At 66.3% G+C, this 22224-nt stretch carries 22 protein-coding genes and 1 other RNA gene; 6 read left to right on the forward strand and 17 right to left on the reverse strand.

What is annotated here, in order from left to right; genetic code table 11:
- Positions 1-11: 11 nt before the first annotated feature.
- The 13 genes from murC to AC3QL2_RS07605 form a co-directional block, all read right to left on the reverse strand.
- Positions 12-1406: a UDP-N-acetylmuramate--L-alanine ligase gene (gene murC / locus AC3QL2_RS07545; protein WP_493235321.1), complete on the reverse strand. Its 1395-nt coding sequence runs from the start codon at positions 1404-1406 to the stop codon at positions 12-14.
- Positions 1407-1415: 9 nt separating this feature from the next.
- Positions 1416-2474: an undecaprenyldiphospho-muramoylpentapeptide beta-N-acetylglucosaminyltransferase gene (murG, locus tag AC3QL2_RS07550; RefSeq protein ID WP_493235322.1), complete on the reverse strand. Its 1059-nt coding sequence runs from the start codon at positions 2472-2474 to the stop codon at positions 1416-1418.
- Positions 2474-3709, reverse strand: coding sequence for a putative lipid II flippase FtsW (gene ftsW, locus AC3QL2_RS07555; protein ID WP_493235323.1), 1236 nt, complete (start codon positions 3707-3709; stop codon positions 2474-2476). Before ftsW ends, murG begins: the two co-directional genes overlap by 1 nt.
- Entirely contained in the window at positions 3706-5097 is a 1392-nt protein-coding gene (gene murD / locus AC3QL2_RS07560) for a UDP-N-acetylmuramoyl-L-alanine--D-glutamate ligase (protein WP_493235324.1), read from the reverse strand. The genes ftsW and murD overlap by 4 nt, the downstream gene beginning before the upstream one ends.
- Before the next feature lie 6 nt (positions 5098-5103).
- The gene (mraY, locus tag AC3QL2_RS07565; protein ID WP_493235325.1) at positions 5104-6192 is read right to left on the reverse strand and encodes a phospho-N-acetylmuramoyl-pentapeptide-transferase; all 1089 of its coding nucleotides are present in this window, start codon (positions 6190-6192) and stop codon (positions 5104-5106) included.
- 60 nt (positions 6193-6252) lie between these two features.
- Complete coding sequence (locus AC3QL2_RS07570) at positions 6253-7629, reverse strand: UDP-N-acetylmuramoyl-tripeptide--D-alanyl-D-alanine ligase (RefSeq protein WP_493235326.1); 1377 nt, start codon at positions 7627-7629, stop codon at positions 6253-6255.
- Entirely contained in the window at positions 7626-9143 is a 1518-nt protein-coding gene (locus AC3QL2_RS07575; RefSeq protein ID WP_493235327.1) for a UDP-N-acetylmuramoyl-L-alanyl-D-glutamate--2,6-diaminopimelate ligase, read from the reverse strand. Before AC3QL2_RS07575 ends, AC3QL2_RS07570 begins: the two co-directional genes overlap by 4 nt.
- The gene (locus AC3QL2_RS07580; protein ID WP_493235328.1) at positions 9144-10901 is read right to left on the reverse strand and encodes a peptidoglycan D,D-transpeptidase FtsI family protein; all 1758 of its coding nucleotides are present in this window, start codon (positions 10899-10901) and stop codon (positions 9144-9146) included.
- Positions 10898-11164, reverse strand: a complete 267-nt coding sequence (gene ftsL, locus AC3QL2_RS07585; RefSeq protein WP_079436376.1) for a cell division protein FtsL — start codon at positions 11162-11164, stop codon at positions 10898-10900. The genes AC3QL2_RS07580 and ftsL overlap by 4 nt, the downstream gene beginning before the upstream one ends.
- Position 11165: 1 nt before the next feature.
- Positions 11166-12092, reverse strand: coding sequence for a 16S rRNA (cytosine(1402)-N(4))-methyltransferase RsmH (gene rsmH / locus AC3QL2_RS07590; protein ID WP_493235329.1), 927 nt, complete (start codon positions 12090-12092; stop codon positions 11166-11168).
- On the reverse strand, positions 12092-12538 hold the full coding sequence (mraZ, locus tag AC3QL2_RS07595) for a division/cell wall cluster transcriptional repressor MraZ (protein ID WP_493235378.1): 447 nt from the start codon (positions 12536-12538) through the stop codon (positions 12092-12094). Before mraZ ends, rsmH begins: the two co-directional genes overlap by 1 nt.
- Before the next feature lie 334 nt (positions 12539-12872).
- Positions 12873-13258, reverse strand: an RNA gene (gene rnpB, locus AC3QL2_RS07600) — RNase P RNA component class A.
- A gap of 43 nt (positions 13259-13301) precedes the next feature.
- Entirely contained in the window at positions 13302-13736 is a 435-nt protein-coding gene (locus AC3QL2_RS07605) for a hypothetical protein (protein ID WP_493235330.1), read from the reverse strand.
- Between the two features lie 491 nt (positions 13737-14227).
- On the opposite strand from AC3QL2_RS07605, the gene AC3QL2_RS07610 reads away from it, so the two are divergent.
- The 4 genes from AC3QL2_RS07610 (at position 14228) to AC3QL2_RS07625 (ending at position 16983) form a co-directional block, all read left to right on the forward strand.
- Complete coding sequence (locus tag AC3QL2_RS07610) at positions 14228-14509, forward strand: hypothetical protein (protein WP_493235331.1); 282 nt, start codon at positions 14228-14230, stop codon at positions 14507-14509.
- Complete coding sequence (locus AC3QL2_RS07615; RefSeq protein ID WP_493235332.1) at positions 14506-14985, forward strand: hypothetical protein; 480 nt, start codon at positions 14506-14508, stop codon at positions 14983-14985. Before AC3QL2_RS07610 ends, AC3QL2_RS07615 begins: the two co-directional genes overlap by 4 nt.
- 66 nt (positions 14986-15051) lie before the next feature.
- Complete coding sequence (locus AC3QL2_RS07620) at positions 15052-16215, forward strand: UbiH/UbiF family hydroxylase (protein WP_493235333.1); 1164 nt, start codon at positions 15052-15054, stop codon at positions 16213-16215.
- Positions 16216-16254: 39 nt separating this feature from the next.
- Entirely contained in the window at positions 16255-16983 is a 729-nt protein-coding gene (locus tag AC3QL2_RS07625) for a DsbC family protein (protein ID WP_493235334.1), read from the forward strand.
- A 24-nt stretch (positions 16984-17007) separates the two neighbouring features.
- On the opposite strand, the gene AC3QL2_RS07630 is transcribed toward AC3QL2_RS07625, so the two are convergent.
- Both AC3QL2_RS07630 and mltA read right to left on the reverse strand, forming a co-directional pair.
- Positions 17008-17856 (reverse strand): EAL domain-containing protein, encoded by an 849-nt coding sequence (locus tag AC3QL2_RS07630; protein ID WP_493235335.1) that lies wholly within the window; start codon positions 17854-17856, stop codon positions 17008-17010.
- Between the two features lie 136 nt (positions 17857-17992).
- On the reverse strand, positions 17993-19243 hold the full coding sequence (gene mltA, locus AC3QL2_RS07635; protein ID WP_493235336.1) for a murein transglycosylase A: 1251 nt from the start codon (positions 19241-19243) through the stop codon (positions 17993-17995).
- Between the two features lie 186 nt (positions 19244-19429).
- On the opposite strand from mltA, the gene AC3QL2_RS07640 reads away from it, so the two are divergent.
- Positions 19430-20293 carry an ATP-binding protein gene (locus tag AC3QL2_RS07640; RefSeq protein WP_493235337.1) on the forward strand — a complete coding sequence of 288 codons (864 nt, stop codon included), beginning with the start codon at positions 19430-19432 and terminating at the stop codon, positions 20291-20293.
- Positions 20290-21228 (forward strand): Nudix family hydrolase, encoded by a 939-nt coding sequence (locus tag AC3QL2_RS07645; RefSeq protein ID WP_493235338.1) that lies wholly within the window; start codon positions 20290-20292, stop codon positions 21226-21228. The genes AC3QL2_RS07640 and AC3QL2_RS07645 overlap by 4 nt, the downstream gene beginning before the upstream one ends.
- Here AC3QL2_RS07645 and AC3QL2_RS07650 read toward each other — a convergent pair whose 3' ends face one another.
- On the reverse strand, positions 21229-21435 hold the full coding sequence (locus AC3QL2_RS07650; RefSeq protein ID WP_493235339.1) for a DNA gyrase inhibitor YacG: 207 nt from the start codon (positions 21433-21435) through the stop codon (positions 21229-21231).
- The gene (zapD, locus tag AC3QL2_RS07655) at positions 21435-22190 is read right to left on the reverse strand and encodes a cell division protein ZapD (protein ID WP_493235340.1); all 756 of its coding nucleotides are present in this window, start codon (positions 22188-22190) and stop codon (positions 21435-21437) included. The genes AC3QL2_RS07650 and zapD overlap by 1 nt, the downstream gene beginning before the upstream one ends.
- Between the last annotated feature and the right edge of the window lie 34 nt (positions 22191-22224).

The following is a 22224-nucleotide window of genomic DNA, read 5'->3' on the forward strand; positions in this document are numbered from 1 at the left end:
TTGCCACCTTATTAGACTCCACCACTCACCAGTTTGCCGGGTACAGCGCCGATACTGCCGGCGCCCATCGTGATCACCACGTCCCCGTCCTGCGCCGCGGCCAGGATGGCCGCCGGCATGTCTTCGATGTTCTCGACGAACACCGGCTCGATCTTGCCCGCCACGCGCAGCGCCCGCGCCAGCGAACGGCCGTCGGCCGCCACGATGGGCGCTTCGCCGGCGGCGTACACTTCGCCGAGCAGCAAGGCATCGACGGTGGACAAAACCTTCACGAAATCCTCGAAACAGTCCCGCGTGCGCGTATAGCGATGCGGCTGGAAGGCCAGCATCAGGCGCTTGTGCGGGAAGGCGCCACGGGCGGCAGCGATGGTCGCCGCCATTTCCACCGGATGGTGGCCGTAGTCGTCGATGACGGTGATCGCACCGCCATTCGGCAGCGCCACCTCGCCATAACGCTGGAAGCGCCGGCCGACGCCCTTGAACTCGGCCAGAGCCTTCACGATGGCCTCGTCGGACACGCCGACCTCGGTCGCCACCGCAATGGCCGCCAGCGCGTTGAGCACGTTGTGGCGGCCCGGCAGGTTGAGCACCACGTGCAGGGGTTCGAATTCCCCGTGGCGACGCAACACATCGAACGTCATCTTGCCGTCCACCGCGTGGATGTTCTCCGCATGCACGTGGGCCGACTCGGAGAAGCCGTAGCGGACGATCTGCTTGGACACCAGCGGCACAATGGAACGCACGTGCTTGTCGTCGTCGCAAAGCACCGCCACGCCGTAGAAAGGCAGGTGCTGCAGGAAATCCACGAAGGACTGCTTGAGCCGCGCGAAATCGTGGCCGTAGGTTTCCATGTGGTCGGCGTCGATGTTGGTGACCACCGAGATCACCGGCGTCAGCAGCAGGAATGACGCATCCGACTCGTCCGCCTCGGCGACCAGGAAATCACCCTTGCCGAGACGCGCATTGGCGCCCGCCGCGTTGAGCTTGCCGCCGATCACGAAAGTCGGATCCAGCCCGCCCTCGGCGAGGATGCTCGCCACCAGCGAGGTGGTCGTGGTTTTGCCGTGGGTGCCGGCGATGGCGATGCCCTGCTTGAGGCGCATCAGCTCGGCCAGCATCTGGGCCCGCGGCACCACCGGAATGCCGCGGTTGCGGGCGGCAATGACTTCCGGGTTGTCGCCCTTGACGGCGGTGGAGGTCACCACCGCGTCGGCCTCGGCGACGTTCTCGGCGGCATGCCCCTGCACCACACGGGCCCCCAGCGCCTGCAGGCGACGGGTCGCCACGTTGTCGCCCAGGTCTGAGCCGCTGACCTCGTAACCGAGATTGAGCAGCACCTCGGCGATGCCGCTCATGCCGGCGCCGCCGATCCCGACGAAATGAATGCTTTTGACTTTGTGTTTCACGTTATTCCTTTAGCCGGCGAGACCGGCGCAGACGTCCGCCACACGGGCCGTCGCTTCCGGCTTGGCACACCCGCGGGCCTTGTCGGCCATCGTCAACAGGCGCTCGCGATCCATCTCCTGCAGCAGCGCGGCCAGGCGCTGCGGCGTCAGTTCGGTTTGTGGCAACAACACCGCCGCGCCGGCATCGGCGAGGAAACGGGCGTTGCCGGTCTGGTGGTCATCCACCGCATGGGGGAAAGGCACCAGCACACTGGCCACGCCGACGGCTGCCAGCTCAGCGACGGTCAGCGCGCCGGAACGGCAGATCACCAGATCCGCATTGGCATAGCGCGCCGCCATGTCGTCGATGAAGGGCAGCAACTCGCCGTCGACGCCAGCGGCCTGGTAGGCCGCGCGCAAGGCGTCGATCTGCCTGGCGCCCGCCTGATGGGTGACCACCGGACGCAGCTCCGGCGCGAGCAGCGCCAGCGCCTTCGGCATCGCCTCGTTGAGGGCGGCCGCGCCGAGGCTGCCGCCTACCACCAGCACCCGCAGCGGCCCGCTCCGGCCAGCGAAACGCTCCATCGGTGGCGCAACGGCCGTGATCTCGGCACGCACCGGATTGCCGGCCCATTCACCCTTCTTCAGCACGCCCGGGAAACCGGTCACCACCTTGTCGGCGACGCCGGCCAGCACGCGGTTGGCCAGGCCGGCGACGGAATTCTGTTCATGCACGACCACCGGTCGGCCGAGCAATGCCGCCATCATGCCGCCGGGAAAGGTCACGTAGCCGCCCATGCCAAGCACCACATCCGGCTTGACGCGACGGATCTGGCCAAGGGCCTGAGCGAAACCACGCAACAGGTTCAACGGCAGCAGCAGCTTGCGCAGCACACCCTTGCCGCGTAGCGCCGAGAAACGCACCCAGGCCATGTCGTAGCCACTGGCCGGCACGATGCGCGCCTCCATGCCTTCCGGATTGCCCATCCACACCACCTTCCAGCCGCGCGCGCGCAGGGCGTCCGCAACGGCCAGACCGGGGTAGATGTGGCCGCCGGTACCGCCGGCCATGACCATCAGCGTCGGCATCAGGCCTTGCCTCCACGCATGATCTGGCGATTTTCCCAATCGATGCGGAGCAGGATCGCGATGGCCACGCAGTTGGCCAGGATGCCGGAACCACCGAAGCTCATCATCGGCAGCGTCAGGCCCTTGGTGGGCAGCAGGCCCATGTTCACGCCCATGTTGATGAAGGACTGCACACCGAACCAGATGGCGATCCCCTGGGCCACCAGCGCGGCGTAGTTGCGCTCCAGCACCACGGCCTGACGACCGATCGCGAAGGCCCGCTGGATCACGATCGCGAACAGCACAATGACCGTCACCACGCCGACGAAACCGAGTTCTTCGGCAATCACCGCGAGCAGGAAGTCGGTATGGGCTTCCGGCAGGTAGAACAGCTTTTCGATGCTGCCGCCGAGGCCGACGCCAAACCATTCGCCGCGCCCGAAGGCGATCAGCGCATGGGACAGCTGGTAGCCCTTGCCGTAGGCGTCCTGCCAGGGGTCCATGAAACCGAGGATGCGCTGGCGGCGGTATTCGGAGAAGGTGATCAGCAGCACGAAGCCCACCGCCGCGACCACGGCCAGCAGCGCGAACAGGCGCACGTTGATGCCGCCCAGGAAGAGCACCCCGAAGGCGATCGCGGTAATCACCACGAAGGCGCCGAAGTCCGGCTCCTTCAGCAGCAGGAAGCCGACGAACAGGATCACGCCGGCCATCGGCAGGAAGCCCTGCTTGAAGCTGCCCATCAAGGGCAGCTTGCGGGCCGTGTAATCCGCGGCGTAGAGGGCCGCGAACAGCTTCATCAGCTCGGACGGCTGCAGGTTGACGACACCCAGCGGCAACCAGCGCCGGGCGCCGTTCACATCCCGCCCCACGTGGGGGATCAGCACGATCAGCAGCAGCACCACGCCGGCGATGAACAGCCACGGCGCCATCTCCTGCCAGGCACGCATCGGAATCTGGAAGACCATCACCCCGGCGATCACGCCGATGGCCAGGAAGACCGCGTGGCGGATCAGGAAATAGGCCGGCTGGTGGCCGAACATGCGGCTGCCTTCCGCCGTCGCGATGGACGCCGAAAACACCATCACCAGGCCCATCAGCAGCAGTGCCGCCGACGACCAGATCAGCGCCGGGTCGAGCTCCCGCGGCTGGCTGAGCGGACGCATCAGGCGATGGACCGCGCGGCCGGTCACCAGCGAACCGTTGTCGCCGGCATGGCGGGCCCAGAAGTCGGACAGGCGGGCAGCGAGTTTCATACGGCACGCACTCCGGGCAGACGTTTCACCGCGTCGATGAAGACTTGGGCGCGGTGGGCATAATTGCGGAACATGTCGAGGCTGGCACAGGCCGGCGACAGCAGCACCACATCGCCGGCTTCGGCGCGGGCATCGGCTGCCAGCACCGCCGCATCCATGTCGGCGGCGTGGAGCAGCGGCACGCCGCAACCGGCCACCGCGGCCTCGATGGTCCGCGCGTCACGGCCGATCAGCACCACCGCGCGGGCGTAGCGACTGAAAGCGTCCTTCAGCGGCGAGAAATCCTGGCCCTTGCCATCGCCGCCGACGATCAGCACCACCTTGCGGCGCAGTCCTTCCAGCGCGGCAACCGTCGCGCCGACGTTAGTGCCCTTGGAGTCGTCGTAATAGGTCACGCCGTCGCCACGCTCGGCGACCTGCTCGACCCGGTGCGGCAGACCGCGGAAGGCCTTCAACGCCGCCACCAGGGCCGGCCGCGGCAGGCCGGCGGCCTCGCACAAGGCGAGCGCAGCCAGCGCATTAGCGACGTTGTGATTGCCGGCCAGCTTCAGTTCGGAACGCGGCAGCAGGCGCTCAGCGCCACGTACCAGCCATTCGCCGTCGGCGGCCTGCAGCACGCCGAAATCATCGGCCCTGGCCGGCGCATCGACACCGAAGCTGAAGACGCGCCGCCCCGGCAGCGCCATCGCCGCCACGCGGGCATCTTCCCGGTTCAGGACCTGCACGCCACGTCCCTGGAAGACCGCAGCCTTGGCAGCCGCGTAGTCGTCCAGCCCATCGTAGCGGTCCAGGTGATCGTCGGTGACGTTGAGCACGGTGGCCGAAACGGCTTCCAGCGCCGGCGCGGTTTCCAGCTGGAAGCTCGACAACTCCAGCACCCACACCGCGGGCAGCGCCTGGCCGGCGGCCTGACGATCCATCAATACATCCAGCGCCGCCGGGCTGATATTGCCGGCGACCACGCCATCGACGCCGCAGGCCCGCACCATCTCACCGGCCAACGTGGTGGTGGTGGTCTTGCCGTTGGTACCCGTGATGGCGACGATCTTCGTCTGCCCGCGCACGCCGAGGGTCTCGAGGGCCTGCACCAGCAGGTCCATCTCGCCGACGACCGGGATACCGCGCTGGCGGGCCGTCTGCACGAGGGGCTGGCGCGGGTCGATGCCCGGACTGATCGCGATGCGGTTCACCCCATCCAGCAGGGTCAGCTCGAACGGACCGGTGACGATCTCCGCCGCCGGCACCTCGCTGCGCAGGCGATCCACGCCGGGCGGCAACGGGCGGGAATCGGCCACTCGCAGCGCCACGCCCTGCCCGGCCAGCCAGCGGGCCATCGCCAGGCCGGATTCGCCGAGACCGAGAACGAGGGTGAGTTGGGCAGTGCTCATGTCGGCTTACCGCAGCTTGAGGGAGGACAGGCCGAACAGCACGAGCATGATCGTGATGATCCAGAAACGCACGACTACCTGGGTTTCCTTCCAGCCACCGAGCTCGTAGTGGTGGTGCAGCGGCGCCATGCGGAAGATGCGCTTGCCGCCGGAGTACTTGAAGTACAGCACCTGCACCATCACCGACAGGGCTTCGGCAACAAACAGGCCGCCCATGATGAACAGCACGATCTCCTGACGGACGATCACCGCGATGGTGCCCATCGCCGCACCGAGGGCCAGTGCGCCGACGTCGCCCATGAAGACCTCCGCCGGATAGGCGTTGAACCACAGGAAGCCGAGGCCGGCACCGGCGATCGCGCCGCAGATCACTGCCAGCTCACCGGCGCCCGGGATGTAGGGCACGCCGAGATACTTGGAGAAGCCCATGTGGCCGGCCACGTAGGCGAAGATCGCCAGCGCCGAGCTGACCATCACGGTCGGCATGATCGCCAGACCGTCGAGGCCGTCGGTGAGGTTCACCGAGTGGCTGGTGCCGTTGATGACGAAGTAGCTCAGGATGATGAAGCCGATCACGCCAAGCGGATAGGCCACGGTCTTGAAGAACGGCACGATCAGTTCGATCTGGGCCGGCAGCGTAGCGGTCAGGCCGAGGAACATGGCCGCCGCCAGCGCGATGGCGGAGGTCCACAAGTATTTCCAGCGGCTCGCCAGCCCCTTCGGGTCGCGATAGACCACCTTGCGCCAGTCATCCACCCAACCCACGGCACCAAAGCCAAGGGTCACGAAGAGCACCACCCACACGTATTTGTTGCGCAGATCGCCCCACAGCAACGTGGTGAAGGCGATGGCGATGAGGATCAGCGCGCCTCCCATGGTGGGCGTGCCCGCCTTGGTCAGGTGGGACTTGGGGCCATCGTCGCGCACCGCCTGACCGATTTTCTTGGCTGCCAGCCAGCGGATCACCGGCGGGCCGAAGACGAGCGACAACACCAGCGCCGTACCGGCAGCCAGCACCGAGCGCAGCGTGATATAGCCGAACACATTGAAGAAACGGGCATCCTTGCCCAGCCACAGGGCCAGTTCAAGCAGCATGCCGGACCTCCCCGCTGATGAAGGAAACCGGACTGCCCACCCTTGTACTGCTAAAAATCATCAAACCTTCTCCGCGATGGCGTTCACGACCCGTTCCATCTTCATGAAGCGGGAACCTTTCACGAGCACCACCGTATCTGCATTGAGCTCCTGCTTCAGCGCCGCGACGAGGTCGTCGAGCTTGCTGAAATGGAAACCGCCTTCGCCGAAATTGCGTGCCGCAATCTCGCTCATCTCACCCAGCCCAAACAGGAAATCAACGCCTTCGCTCTTCGCGTAGCCGCCGATCTCGTCGTGGTACTGGAAACTCTGCTCGCCGATCTCCCCCATGTCGCCGATCACCAGGATCTTGCGGCCCAGGGTGGCGGCCAGCACTGCGATGCCGGCACGCATCGAGTCTGGGTTGGCGTTGTAGCTGTCGTCGATGACCACCGCGCCATTGAGGCCCTTGCACAGGTGCAGGCGCCCCGGCGTCCCGGTGAATCCGCCCAGCCCGTCGGCCACTGCATCGAGGGACACGCCAGCCGCCAGGCAGGCCGCCGCGGCCGCCAGCGCGTTGCGCACGTTGTGCTCGCCCGGCACCTGCAGCCGGAAGCGGACTTCGCCCTGGGGTGCGTTCAGCACGACATCGCTGGCAAAACCGTGACAGGTGCTGCGCGCGGTGACGTCGGCCGCAGCCTTCAGGCCGAAGGTGAGCGTCCGGCGCCCTTCGTTGAGGCCTTGCCAGAAACCGGCGAAGGCGTCGTCGGCATTGATCACCGCGACGCCATCCGAGGCCAGCCCGTTGTAGATTGCCCCCTTTTCGCGGGCGACCTCCTTGAGGTTGCCCATGCCCTCCAGGTGCGCGCGCTGGGCATTGTTCACCAGCGCCACGGTCGGCCGGGCCAGATGGGTCAGGTAGTCGATCTCGCCCGGATGGTTCATGCCCATCTCGATGACCGCCGCCCTGTGGTTGCCCGACAGGCGCAGCAGCATCAGCGGGAGGCCGATGTCATTGTTGAGGTTGCCCTTGGTGGCCAGCACGGCGAGGTCCGGGTCGAAGCCGTCACGACGCGTCTGCTCGCGCAGGATCGCCGCGCACATTTCCTTGACGGTGGTCTTGCCGTTGCTGCCGGTCACGCCGATCAGCGGCAATTCGAAACGGCTGCGCCAGCTCGCGGCCAGGCGGCCGAGCCCCAGGCGCGTGTCGTCGACGATCACCAGCGGCAGCGGCACCGGGTTGGCCGCCGCCCAGGCGCGGTCCACCATCGCGGCTACCGCCCCTTGCGCCGCCACTGCGGACACGAAGGCGTGGGCGTCGAAACGCTCGCCGCGCAGGGCCACGAACAGTTGCCCCGGCTGGATCGCGCGGGAGTCGGTGCTCACCGACGAAAAGGCGGCATTGCCGCCTACCGCCGTGCCCGCCGTAGCCAGCGCGGCTTCCTGGATATCCATCAAAGCAGGTCTCCCTGGGCATCGTTCCAGGCTTGCAGCGCGCCCCGGGCCTGCTCCACGTCGGAGAAGGGATAGCGCACACCCTTGATCTCCTGATAGGGCTCATGCCCTTTGCCGGCCACCACGATCACGTCGTCGGCGGCCGCGGACAGGATGGCCTTGCGGATCGCCTCGGCGCGATCGGGAATGATCTCCACCTGGGGGCCGCCGGTAGCCACTGCGATCTGCTGCAGGATCGCCAGCGGATCCTCGCTGCGCGGATTGTCGCTGGTCAGCACGACGCGGTCGGCCAGACGCGCTGCCAGTTCGCCCATGATCGGCCGCTTGCCGGGATCGCGGTCGCCGCCGCAGCCGAACACGCAGGTCATGCGTCCGTTGCGGGCGGTGACGGTGGCGCGCACGGCGGTCAGCACCTGTTCAAGCGCGTCCGGCGAATGGGCGTAATCGACCACCACCAGCGGATCGCAGACGCCACCCAGGGTCTGCATGCGCCCCTGGGGCGGCGTCAGGCCTTCGGCCACCGAGGCCGCGTCGTCGAGCGTGAAACCGGACGCCATCAGCGTACCGATGACCGCCAGCAGGTTGGAGACGTTGAACTGCCCGACCAGGTTCGGATAAAGATCGGCGGACTCGTTGCCGCAGCGCGCGGTGAAACGCATGCCAGCGGCCGTCGTGGTGAGCTTGTCGGCGATCAGCACACGATTGACCGGCGCCGCGTCGGCATTGCTGGCGATGAGGGTATAGCCGATGACCTCCAGCCCATGCCCGGCCAGGCGACGAGCCTGCTCCATGCCGAAGCGGTCGTCCAGGTTGAGCACCACCGAGCGCAGCCCGGGCATGTCGAACAGTCGGGCCTTGGCAGCCGCGTAGTTTTCCATGCTGCCGTGGTAATCGAGGTGGTCGCGGGTCAGGTTGGTGAACACCGCCACATCGAAGCGCAACCCGTTGAGACGCCCCTGGTCGAGCCCGATGGAGGACACCTCCATGGCCACGGTCTGGGCATCGGCGGCGCGGAATTCAGCCAGCGTGCGGTGCAGGGTCAGGCTGTCCGGCGTGGTGTTGAGGCTCGCCGACAGCGCGCCGGGGAAGCCGATGCCCAGCGTCCCGACCACTCCGCACTTGCGGCCGAGGGCCGCGAAGGCACGGGTCAGCCACTGGCTCACCGAGGTCTTGCCATTGGTGCCGGTCACGCCGACCAGCCACAGGGCTTCCGACGGACGCCCGAACACTTCGTCGGCCAGATAACCGGACAGCGTCGCTAGGCCATCCACCGCCAGATTGGCCACCTGAACGCTGGCATCCCAGACGTAGCCGTTGCGTTCCCATAGCACAGCCATGGCGCCTGCGTTGACGGCATCCTTGATGAAGCGCCGTCCGTCTACCCGATGCCCCGGATGGGCCAGGAAGACATCACCGGGACGCACCTGGCGTGAATCGGCGCACAGGCGCGACACGGTCACGCCGGCCTTCGCCAGTTCATCGAGAATGGCGCGCGCCTTCTGCTGAGGCTGCTGCATTTACATGGACTCCCCGGATGCGGCGGACGTGGTGCCCTGACGGGCGACCTGCAAGGGTTTCAAGGGGGCGTCAGCCGGCACACCCATGGTTCTAAGGGCGCCGCCCATCACCTGCGCGAAGACCGGGCCCGCGACGTCACCGCCGTAGTGCTTGCCGCCCGTCGGCTCGTCGATCATCACCGCGACGATCAGGCGCGGATCGGAAATCGGCGCGATGCCAACGAAGGACGCCACGTACTTGAGCGCATAATGGCCGCCGACCAGTTTCATGGCCGTGCCGGTCTTGCCGCCGACGCGGTAGCCTGGGATATTGGCCTGTGTCGCCGTGCCGCCCGGCTGGACCACCATTTCGAGCATCTGCCGCACTTCGCGGGCCGTCTGCGGCGAGAAAACGCGGGAGCCATGCAACGGCGGGGCATCCAGGCGCGACAGGGACAAAGGCACCATGTCACCGTCGCGGGCAAATACCTGGTAGGCATTGGCCATCTGCATCAGGCTTACCGAGATGCCGTGGCCGTAGGACATCGTGGCCTGCTCGATCGGGCGCCAGCTCTTGGCCGGACGCAGACGACCACCGACCTCGCCCGGGAAGCCAAGCTTCAGCGGCGAGCCGAAGCCAAGACTGTCGAACATCTTCCACATCACTTCGGGCTGGAAGGTCAGCGCCATCTTGGCGGCACCGATATTCGACGACTTCTGGATCACCTGGGCGACCGTCAAGGCGCCATGGGGGTGAGCATCGGAAATCGTCGCGGTGCCGATGGTCATCCGCCCTGGGGCGCAGTTGATGACGGTATTGGACGTGAATTTGCCGTTCTCGAGGGCCAGCGCCGCCGTGAAAGGCTTCATCGTCGAGCCCGGCTCGTAGGTGTCGGTCAGCGCTCGGTTGCGCAGCTGATCACCGGTGAGATGGACCCGGTTGTTCGGATTGAAGGTCGGCGCGTTGGCCAGCGCCAGGACCTCTCCGGTCTTGGCGTCGAGCACCACCACGCCACCGGCCTTGGCCTTGTTGTCGGTGATGGCCTGCTTGAGCGCGGCGTGGGCCAGGTACTGGATCTTGTTGTCGATGGACAGCGCCACTTCCTTGCCGTCCTGTGGCGGACGGATGGATTGCACGTCCTCGACCACGTTGCCACGCCGGTCCTTGACGACCCGCCGGGAGCCGGGCTTGCCAGCGAGCGCCGACTCGTAGGCGAGCTCAATGCCCTCCTGGCCCTTGTCGTCCACGCCGGTAAAGCCCAGCACATGGGCCATGACCTCGCCGCCGGGATAAAAACGGCGGTATTCCCGCTGATCGTGGATGCCCGGCAGCTTGAGCGCGGCGATGCGATCGGCGAGCTCAGGCGACACCTGCCGCTTCAGGTAGACGAACTCCTTGTCCACCGCCAGCTTTTGGTTGACCTCGTTGACGTCCATTTCCAGCAGCCCCGCCAACTGACGCGTTTGGGCCGGATTGAGACGGGCATCCTCGGGGATCGCCCAGACCGATTTGACCGGCGAAGACACCGCCAGTACGTCGCCCTGACGATCAGTGATCTTGCCGCGGGTGGCCGGCACGCCCAGCAAACGGGCGTAGCGGGACTCGCCCTTGGCCTGCAGGAACTGATCATTGACCCCCTGCAGGTAGGCGGCCCGGCCGATCAGCGCCAGGGAGCCACCGAGCAGGCACAGCAGCACGAAACGCGGCCGCCAGGCCGGCAGTTCGGAACGCAGGAGGGGATTGTGGTTGAAGGTGACGCCCTTCTTGGCCTTGGTCATGGCCGCTCCTCGATGGCAATGATCTGCCCAGACTGAGGCGGGCGCATCGCGAGTTTTTCGCGAGCGAGTTTTTCGATACGGGCGTGGGCGGCCCAAGTGCTCTGCTCCAGCTGGAGCTGACCCCACTCTACTTCCAGCTGGCTGGAACGCTGCTGCTCCCGCTCGACGGCGGCATACAGCTTGCGGGCCTGGTGCTGCGAAGCCACCACGCCAAGGCTGCTGGCCACCACCAGCATCAGAAGGAATCCGTTGAGGCGCGCCATGTCAGGCCTCCAGCCTCACGGCAATGCGCATCACGGCACTGCGCGAACGCGGATTGGCGGCCACCTCCTCATCGGACGGCCACACGGGCTTGCCCACCAGCGCGAGCTTTGGCTTGGGCAGATCGGCCGCACGGACCGGCAGACGGGCGGGAAGCTGCGGCGGACGCGACTCGTCCCGCATGAAGCGCTTGACGATGCGATCCTCCAGCGAGTGGAAACTGATCACCACAAGACGGCCTCCCACCGCCAGCCTTGCCACGACCTGCGGCAGGATCAGCGACAGTTCCTCAAGCTCTTGATTGACACAAATCCGTAGAGCCTGGAAGGTGCGCGTCGCAGGGTGCTGACCCGGCTCGCGTGTGCGGACCGCTTTCTCCACGATCGCGGCAAGCTGTCCCGTGGTTGCAACAGCACCCCCTGCCCGAGCAGCTGCAATCGCCTTTGCAATCTCATAAGCAAACCGTTCTTCACCGTATTCCCTCAGTACGCGGGTGATGTCAGCAATAGGCGCTTCCGCCAGCCATTCCGCGGCAGTCACCCCGCGGGTCGTGTCCATTCGCATGTCGAGCGGCGCATCGAAGCGGAAGCTCATGCCCCGCTCCGCCTCGTCCAGCTGGGGGGACGACACCCCCAGATCCAGCAGAACCCCATCCACCCGCTCGATGCCCCGCTCGGCAAGGGCCTCGGCAAAATCCGAGAACGGCGCGTGCACCAGTTCGAAACGCGGATCCGCCACGGCCTGCCCGGCGGCAATCGCCACCGGATCCCGGTCGAACGCGATCAGACGCCCCTGCGGCCCAAGACGGGCCAGGATTGCACGACTGTGCCCGCCCCGCCCGAAGGTGCCATCCACGTAGACGCCATCCGGCTTGATAGCCAGGGCAGCCACTGCTTCTTCCAGTAGCACGGTGATATGCGGCGTATTCATCACAACGGCAGAGCTTCCCAACCAGCAGGCATGAGCTGATCACCCAGCGCGAAGATTGCCTCCTGCTGTTTCTGCCAACCGGCATCCGACCAGAGTTCGAAGTGGTCGCCCTGCCCCACCAGATACACCTGCTTCTCGAGCTGAGCAAAAGCACGCAGTTCCGGCGCAATGAGCATGCGGCCGGAGGAGTCCATTTCTTCGTCGCGGGCAAAACCAACGAGCAGGCGCTTGAGCAGGGCGGAATGTTGATCGAGGCTGGACCCGGCCAGCACCTTGTCACGGATGGGCACCCAGGCCGGCGCCGGATAAATCAGCAGGCAGCGATGGGGGTGGGCCGTGAGGACAAGCTGGTTCTCGGCGAGCTTCGTCAGCGCGTCCCGATGCCGCGCCGGAATCGCCAGGCGACCCTTCGCATCGAGACTGAGCGCTGCAGCGCCTTGAAACATCATTCCCCCACTTCTCCACTCGGACGAACCGGAAAAACTCACTTTTCCCCACTTTCATCCACTTCGCCCCACTTTAGAGGAAAAGAAATACTCGGTCAACTTGACCACTACGTAAATTTCTTTTGGACACAAGCACTTACAGTTCAGAAGAGCGCAAGGCAAATCCGCTTATAAATCAATGCCCATGAGAAGGAATGCAAAAGTGATGGATCAATAGCGCCGCCTGCCGGGCTCCGCCCAGCAAGGAAAAAGAAGGTGAAACAGGACACCACCACGCTGCGGGCAGACCGGAAAAGGCCCCGCAGGTGGAAAAAAGTGGAAAAACCGAGAATGTGGGGGAAGCCCGCCGATAAGCCGGGTTTTGTCGAGCAGCTGGATCTGACGATCCAGCTGCCGGGCAATCATTCCTCTGGTCGACGCGTTGCCACGCCGCTCTAGCAGCCTACCCGGGGACTCCGCGAGCAGCGTCAACGTCCCCCTATTTGGCCTTGCCCCGGATGGGGTTTACCGTGCCGTCACTGTCGCCAGTGCCGCGGTGGGCTCTTACCCCACCGTTTCACCCTTGCCTGATCTCCGAAGAGCCATCGGCGGTCTGCTCTCTGTTGCACTTTCCGTCGCTTTTACCCGAAGGCTATGGCGCCCGGCCGTTAGCCGGCATCCTGCTCTATGGGGCCCGGACTTTCCTCGATGCGCAAGCACCGCGATTGCCTGGCGAACTTCCCGGCGCGCAGTATAACGGTTCAAGCCGGCCGGCGCCCGAAAATCAGCCCGGGTCGCGCAGTTCCGCCGCCTGTTCGACCACCTTGCCGACCACACAGTCCAGGCGGGACATGAAGGCCGGATCATCCATGCTCCCCCAGGCCGTCAACGCGTCGCCCACCGAGATCCCGATTTCCAGCCTGCCGCAGCCACGGTCCCCGACCAAGCCCGGCAGACGCCCGGCGACCTTGCGCCCCAGATGCCCCCCTCCGGCAAAGACCACCACCACGTCTTCGGTGTTGCGCGGATCGACGCCCAGGCTGCGCACCCCCACAGCACGCAGTGCCGCACCGTGGCGTGCCTCGATCTGCTGGACGATCTCAGGATTGCCCTTGGGGCGCCCCCCGTCATCCCGTCCACTCACCTGGAAATACAGCACGGTTCCAACCGCGAGAAGGATCAGCGCGCACAGGCTTATCGCAAGTTTTCTTACATCCATGATTTATACGGTATCCGGCAAGACCATCGTTTCAGGGCGACCTTTACTGCCCCCCCGACAGGCGCATCCAGCCTCAGACAGCCTTGTCAGCAAATATTGCAGAACCCCGTTTCAGTTTCATTTGCTTACATATGTGTTTACCACTCACATACCCCCTCAGCTCCCCGGTGCTGCAATGAAAGCGTCCCGTTCAGGAGTCTAACAAGATGAACACACGGCTCGTCCACTACGCAGCGCTCGCCCTCATCGCGAGCAGCAGCCTCCTCGCCACGTTCCCGGCGGACGCCGACGGACCACGCGGCCACGGCCGGGGACCAGGCGGTTTTCCAGGCGCTCGAGGGCCAATAGGCAGCCCAGGCGGCTACTGGCACCACGGCTATCACGATGGCCACTTGGGTTGGTGGTGGGTTGCCGGCGCAGCTTGGCTATTCTACCCACAGCCGGTCTACCCCTACCCACCGGTTGTCGTCCAGCAGGCCCCTGAGCCCGTCGTGGTTCAGCCGGCACCGCAGCCCGCGGCGCAGAACTGGTATTACTGCGACAGCGCCAAGGCCTACTACCCTTACGCGCAGAGCTGTGCGGAAGGCTGGCGCAGCGTACCGGCAACGCCTCCTTCCAATACGGCGCAGAGCACCACCGCGCCACAGAGCAACTGGTACTACTGCGACAGCGCCAAAGCCTACTACCCTTACGCGCAGAGTTGCCCTGAAGGCTGGCGGGCCACGCCGGCTTCACCGCCACCCAGCAACGTGGCCCCAGGAGGTGCCCCATGAAAGCCCCCTACGTCTTGCTTCCGCTCATTCTTCTGAGCGCCTGCGCCACCCTGCCCAGCGGCCCCCGCGTCGCCGTCATGCCAGCACCCGGCAAGCCTTTCGACTTGTTTGTCGCCGAGGACCGGCAGTGCCGCGCCTTCGCTGAGCAGTCCATCGGCACAGCACCGCAGGACCTGGCCGCCCAGAACGTGGTCAACAATGCCGTCGTGGGCACCGCCGTCGGTGCGGCGGTCGGTGCCCTGGGCGGTGGCGGTCGCGGTGCAGCGACGGGTGCCGCGGTCGGCATGGTCGCCGGAACCGCCAGCGGCGCGGGGCAGGCGAACTACGCTGGCGCGGACGCCCAGCGCCGCTACGACATCGCCTACCAGCAGTGCATGTACGCCAAGGGCAACCAGTTGCCGGGCTACGGCTACCGGCAGGCACCGGCGCCGACAAGCGCCACGCCCTATTACTATCCGCCACCGCCGCCGCGCTGACCGGAACCCGGCCACGGGTGACTTCCCCTGCGCCGTCCGGCACAATCCGGCGCAGGAGAACCTTGCATGAAATTCGATGTACTCGTCGTGGGCGCCGGACTGGCCGGTGCCGCCTTTGCTGCCGCATTGCGCGGCAGCAGCCTGAAGATCGGGATTATCGAGGCCCGCCCGCCCCACCGCCCCGTCGGCTGGGATCCCCGCATCTACGCGATCAGCCCCAGCAACGCGGACTTTCTCGGCTCCATCGGCATCTGGCAGCACCTGGACAGCGCCCGCATCGCCCCCGTGTACGACATGGAGATCCACGGTGACGCCGGCGGACGGCTGGATCTTTCCGCTTACGACTGCGGCCTGCGCGAGCTCGCCTGGATCGTCGAATCCAGCCTGATGCAGCAGGAACTGTGGGAAACCGTGAAACGCCAGCACAACGTCACGCTGCTGTGCCCCGCCGAACCCTCCGCCCTGGCCATGGACGAAGACGCCGCCCGGCTGACGCTGGCCGATGGCCGCCACCTCGAGGCGCGCCTGATCGTCGCTGCCGACGGACGGGACTCCTGGATCCGCCAGGCCGCGGCAATCGACGCACGCAACACGCCTTACGGTGAGAAAGGCGTGGTCGCCAACTTCCGCTGCGAGAAACCGCATCGCAACACGGCCATCCAGTGGTTCTGCAAGGACGGCGTGCTCGCCTACCTGCCCCTGCCCGAACAGCAGATGTCGATGGTGTGGTCCGCCCCGGATGCCCTTGCCGACGAGCTCGTCGCGCTGCCGCCGGCCGAGCTGTGCGCACGCGTCGCCGAAGCCGGCGAATACCGCCTTGGCGCCCTCGAGCTGGTCACCCCCGCCGCGGCCTTCGCGCTGCGCCTGATGCGCGTCGAAACCGTCGTAAAGCCGCGCCTGGCCCTCATCGGCGACGCCGCCCACGCGATCCACCCGCTCTCCGGGCACGGCATCAACCTCGGTTACCAGGACGCCCGCGTCCTTGCGGAACAACTGGCCACGCTGCCCGCCTGGCGGGATCCGGGCGAACTGTCGATCCTGCGCGCCTATGCCCGCGCCCGCGCTGAGGAAACCGCGCTCCTGCAGTACACCACTCATGGCCTCAATCGCCTGTTCAAGCCCGCCGACCCGCTCTTGTCCGGGCTGCGCAACCTAGGACTGAACCTCACCAACCGCCTGCCGGTCGTACGCAATGCGCTGATGCGCTACGCCATTGCCGGCCGGTTCTGAACGCGCCGCCCCTGAACCCGTAGTTTCTGGAGATCCCGGATGAAATTCCCCTTCGTACGCTCGCTGCTCGCCACCCTTCTTCTCGCAGCGGGTGTCGCCCACGCAGCCGACGAAGCTTCGGTCAAGAAGAACCTGGAGAGCTTTCTCAACGCCCCGGCCGTCGACAGCGTCAAGAAAACCCCCTACGGCAATCTGTACGAAGTGGTGCTGAAGTCCGGTGAGCTGCTGTACACCGACGCGGGCGTCAGCTTCATCATCGACGGCAGCCTGATCGATGCGAAGACCCGCAAGAACGTGACTCAGGCCCGCCTGGCCCAGCTGATGAAGATCGATTTCGGCACGCTGCCGCTGGATCACGCGATAAAGCAGGTGCGCGGCAACGGCAAGCGCGTCATCGCCACCTTCGAAGATCCCAACTGCGGTTACTGCAAGCGCCTCGCCAAGGACATGCAGGGCCTCAAGGATGCGACGGTGTACACCTTCCTGTACCCGATCCTGAGCCCCGACTCCACCGAGAAGTCGAAGAACATCTGGTGCGCCAAGGACCGTGCCAGTGCGTGGAACGACTGGATGACCGCCGCCAAGGTGCCGCCCGCGGCTGCCGCCAACTGCGACACCAGCGCCATCGAACGCAACGTGACCCTCGGCCAGAAGCTGAAGGTCAGCGGCACCCCGACCATCTTCACCGCCGACGGCAACCGCCTGCCCGGGGCCGTGCCGCTGGCCCAACTCGAACAGGCGATGACCCAGGCCACCGGCGGCAAGTAAGAAGACTACGCCCGCGATCTGTTGTCAGGCCGCTGCGCGAGTGCGGCGCGGCCTGACAATGGGCTGGCAGCGGGTCGACGGCTGGCCGAACAGATAGCCCTGCAGCCAGTCCGCACCGGCATCCCGGGCCACATCCAGCTGCAGCGGATGTTCGATGCACTGGCACGCCACCTGGGCGCCGAGGCGGCGGATCTCCACGACCAGATCGCTCATCACCTTCCGGGCCAGGCTCAGATGGCCGGCATGGCCGATCAGGCTGCGGTCCAGCTTGACCACATCCGGTGCCAGCGCCTCCAGGCGCTCCAGATCGGACGTGTGGCGCCCGAAATTGTCGATGGCGATCCGGTAGCCCCGCTCCCGATAGCCGGAGATCGCGCGCCGCAGATCCGGCAGCGCCTCGAAACCGTCGTCCGACACCTCCAGCACGATGCGCTCCGGCGCCAGGCCACAACGGGCCAGGATGGATTCGAAGACATGCCCGTGGTGCTCACGGACCGTGCGCAGGTGCTGCGGATGCACATTGAGGGACAGGAAGCCGCCATGCTGGTGGCGTTCCTGGAGGAAATTCAGCGCATGCAGCGTGCGCGCCAGCCGGTCGAGATGCACCAGCTCCGCATCGTCACGGGCATCGAGGAATACCGCCTGCGGCGACAGGCCGACGGCATTGCCCTCCAGCACCTCCAGGTGCGCCTCGTGACCAAGAACTGCATCGCCTTCCCGCGCCATCACCGGCTGAAACAGTGTGCCCAGCAGCATCGAACCGAAGCGCGCCCGCACCCGGCCGTCGGCGATCACGAAGCTCTGCTCCGGCGCGGACGCGCAGGCCAGCTGGTTGCGTTTGTTGAAGTAGTGGACGAGCTCTGTGAGGGGCATGATGTTCTCCCGCGAATGATTCCTGCGGCGCCGGCACGCCGGCTCCAAACCGGAGCACGATACCGGCGCCCCCCATGTCAGCCAACAATGAAATAACGCAAAACTTATTCCCTGCTGCGGCCGCCCGCCGGTTGGCTCAGCGAGGCACCTGATCCCGCGGCCACAGCACCCACATCTCGCCCTTCTGGCGCATCCTCCCGGCCTGCACGCCCGCCTCGGCACCGAAGCCCCAGAAGAAGTCCCCGCGCACGCCGCCCTTGATCGCGCTGCCGGTGTCCTGCGCCAGCATCAGGCGACGCAAGGGTTGCGGGCTGTTGGGATACGTCGTGGACAGGAACACCGGCGCCCCCAGTGGCACGCTGCGCGGGTCCACTGCCATGCTGCGCCCTTCCGTCAGCGGCTGCCCGATGGCGCCGACCGGCCCACCGGCGGAACTGGCCACCTCGCGGAAGAAGATGTAACTCGGATTGGCGTTCAGCAATTCCTGCAGGCGCGCCGGATTGGCCCGCGCCCAGTTCTTGATGCCGTCCATCGACGCCTGCTCCATCTTCATCTCGCCGCGGTCCACCAGCCAGCGCCCTATCGATTGATAAGCGTAGCCGTTGGTGTCGGCATAGGCCAGGCGAACCACGCCGCCGTCCGGCAGCTGCACGCGCCCCGAACCCTGCACCTGCAGGAAGAACAGCTCGATGGGGTCTTCGGCATACAGGATCGTCTTGCCGGCGAACCTGTCGGGCTGGCGCGCCATGTCGCTGCGGGAAAAATACGGCACGACCTTGTTGCCGACCAGGCGGCCCCGCACCCGCTGCCCCTTCAGCTCTGGAAAGATGTCGCCCAGCTCGATGGTCAGCAGATCCTCCGGAACCCCCAGCACCGGCCATTGGTAGCCCTTCGAGCGGGTCCGGCTGCCCTTGATCAGGGGTTCGTAGTAGCCCGTCACCAGGCCCTCCTGGGTCCCGTCGGGATTGACGACCCGCCACGGGTTGAAGCGGGCCTCCATGAAGCTGCGCACCGCCGAGGCGCTGGGACGCGCCCCGAGGGACTTGGCGGCATCGCAAGACGTCTGCCACACCGGCTGGCGCGTCAGCGCACGACAGGACGCCAGGAAGGCCGGCCAGGCTTCATCCAACGCATCGCTCCCCCAACCGGGCAGGTCGGACCAGGACGACGACAGCAGCGGCCGGCTCAGCGCTTGCGGTACGACGCCGCCACTGCGCGCAGCAGGCGCCGTGCCGGACGGCGTGGCTGCGGGCGGCGCGGCCGGGGTATGGGTGGGCGACGCACAGTGGGCACAACCGGCATCGCTGACTGGCTTAGGGGCGCTCGCACAGGCGGCCAGCAGGGATGAGACCAGAACGACGGACAGGCGGGGAAAGGGGCGGAACATGGATGGGGTACACTCGCGGCTTGCAGAACAACCGTTTCAGTATAACCACCGGTTCGCCGGCCGGGCGCACAGAAGGACACTCCATGTGGTTGATCGGTCTTGAACTCGGCGTCGTCGCCGTACTGCTCGCCATCGTCGGACTGGCCCTGCGCAGCCCCAGGAACAAGGACTCGGACTCCCCTCCCCATGACTGACCTGAACCAGTTTCTCGCCCGCGCCGAGCGGGTACTCGAACGCCTCGAAGCCATCCTCCCGGCCGCCCCTACGCCCCCCGACTGGAATGCAGCGATCGCCTTCCGCTGGCGACGCCGGCGCAACGCCGCCGCGCTGGTGCCGGTCGCACATCCGCACCAGATCCGCCTCGACGACCTACAGGACATCGACGACAAGAAGGAACGCATCGTCGCCAACACGCGCCAGTTCCTGGCCGGCAAGCGCGCCAACAACGTGCTGCTCACCGGCGCCCGCGGCACCGGCAAGTCTTCGCTGGTAAAGGCGGTGCTCAACGAATTCGCCACCGACGGCCTGCGCGTGATCGAGGTGGACAAGGACGACCTGGTGGACCTGCCGGACATCGTCGAACTGCTGGAAGACCGCCCCGAGCGATTCATCCTGTTCACCGACGACCTCTCCTTCGAGGATGGCGAGCCGGCCTACAAGGCTCTCAAGAGCATCCTCGACGGCTCCCTCGCCGCGGTACCGGACAACGTGCTCATTTACGCCACCTCCAACCGCCGCCACCTGATGCCGGAGTATTTCGCCGAGAACGCCGCCACCGTGCACAAGGACGGCGAGGTCCATCCCTCCGAAGCCGTCGAGGAAAAGATCTCCCTGTCCGAGCGCTTCGGCCTGTGGATCTCCTTCTACCCCTTCAGCCAGGACGAATACCTGGCGGTGGTGAAGCACTGGCTGGGCGAATTCGGCGTGCCCGCCGAAGCCATTCCGGCGGCCCGCGGCGACGCGCTGCAATGGGCGCTGCTGCGCGGCTCGCGCAGCGGGCGCGTGGCCTGGCAGTTCGCCCGGGATTACGCGGGGCGCTTCGAAGCATGAAGAAGATCGTCCATGTGGCGGCCGCGGTGATCACCCGGCCCGACGGCAGTTTTCTGGTCGGCCAGCGCGCCGCCGACACCTTCTACGCCGGCTACTGGGAATTCCCCGGCGGCAAGGTCGAACCCGGCGAAACCCCGCGCGACGCGCTGATCCGCGAGTTGCACGAAGAACTCGACATGCAGGTGGACGAAGCCTGGCCGTGGCTGACCCGCGAACACGTTTATGAACATGCCCACGTCAGCCTGCATTTCTTCGAGGTACCGGCCTGGCACGGCGAGATTCACGACCGCGTGCATGCCGCGCTCTCGTGGCAACAGGCCGACGCGATGACCGTCGAACCGATGCTGCCGGCCAACGGCCCGATCCTGAAGGCGCTGCGCCTGCCGCGCACGATGGGCATCACGCAGGCAGCGGAAGTCGGCGTGGCCACCCAGCTGACGCGTATCGACAAGGCCCTCGCCAACGGCCTGCGTCTGGTCCAGATCCGTGAAGCCGGGCTGGCCGAAAGCGAGCGGGAAGACTTTGCACGGGAAGCTGTCATCCGCTGCCGCGCCGCCGGCGCCATTGCGCTGGTCAATGGCGATGCAGAACTGGCCCGCCACTGCAACGCCCACGGCGTACACCTGCCTGGCCATCTGCTGGCCGGCACGGCAACACGGCCGGATTTCGAATGGGTCGGCGCAGCCTGCCACAGCCGTGCGGAGCTCGAACAGGCCGCCGCGCTGGGCCTCGACTACGCGATGCTGGGATCCGTGAAAGCCACCGCCAGCCACCCGGGCCAGGCAGGACTGGGCTGGAACGTCTTTGCGGAGCGGGTGCGCAATCTGCCGCTGCCGGTGTTCGCCGTCGGTGGCCTCGATGCGGGCGAGCTCAACACCGCCAAGGCGGCCGGCGCCCACGGCATCGCGGCAATACGGTCGATCTGGAAGGACTGATCAGCGACCGGAACGCAACAGGGGATCCGCCTCGTCGTCGAGAGGCGTTTCCCCTTCCACCCGGTAGGCGTCGGACGCCCAGGCGCCCAGATCGATCTTGCGGCAGCGTTCGGAGCAGAACGGACGGTGAGGACTCTGCGGCCCCCAGACAACGGATGCCCCGCAGGTCGGGCATTTCACCTCGCGAGGTGCGCGCGGTTTTTCCATCAGAGATTGCAGAAAGTCAGCTGGAATGCCACGTCCACGTCCACCTGCCCGGGGCGGGTGACGGTTTCGGCATTCATGAAACGGATGTTGAGGGCGTACTTGTTGGCGCTGGTTTCCGGCACGCAGTGGGCCCCGCCCTGCAGGCGAATGCGGATCATCTGCACGGTGCGGCCACCCATGGTCTGCTGGAAGGCGCCGCGCAGCGCAGTGAGGTCTTCCGGCTGGCCGCTGGCCCGCAGCAGGCGCAGCACGATCGCCTGGCCATCGCGGATCGGCAGCAGCGGCTGCAGCCAGGCGCTCAGATCATGGCGGCGCTGCTCGGCTTCCCGGTTCAGCCAGTGATGGTAGGACGGCAGATCGAATTCGCAGGCTCCACCGGGAATCGCGGCGCGGCTGCGGATGTTCATCAGCCATTCGTTCTCGCGCAGGTACTGGCCGGTCTTGCCGGCCATCGCAAGCAGGGACGCCGACGCCTGTTCGATCTCATAGAGAGCGCCGGACAGTGCGTCTTCGGAAATCTGAGGATTGTTGCGGAAGGACAGCAGGATCTGACGCTGGCGCTCGAGTTCCTGCACGAGATCGACCTTCAGATCCGCCCGGCTGGCGACTTCGAGGATCTCGAACAACGTCAGCAAGGCCACATGGTGTTCGAGTGGGCCTTCGGATGCCAGGAAATGCGCGGCCTTGTCGAAAAGGTCTTCCAGCCTCAGGAGCGTCCGGATCCTCTCGTTGAGCGGATATTCGTAGGTGATCACGCGCGCGCCTGGATATCGATGGGGAAGGTGTCGG

This window comes from Zoogloea sp. GW822-FHT05C07 (assembly GCF_058800215.1).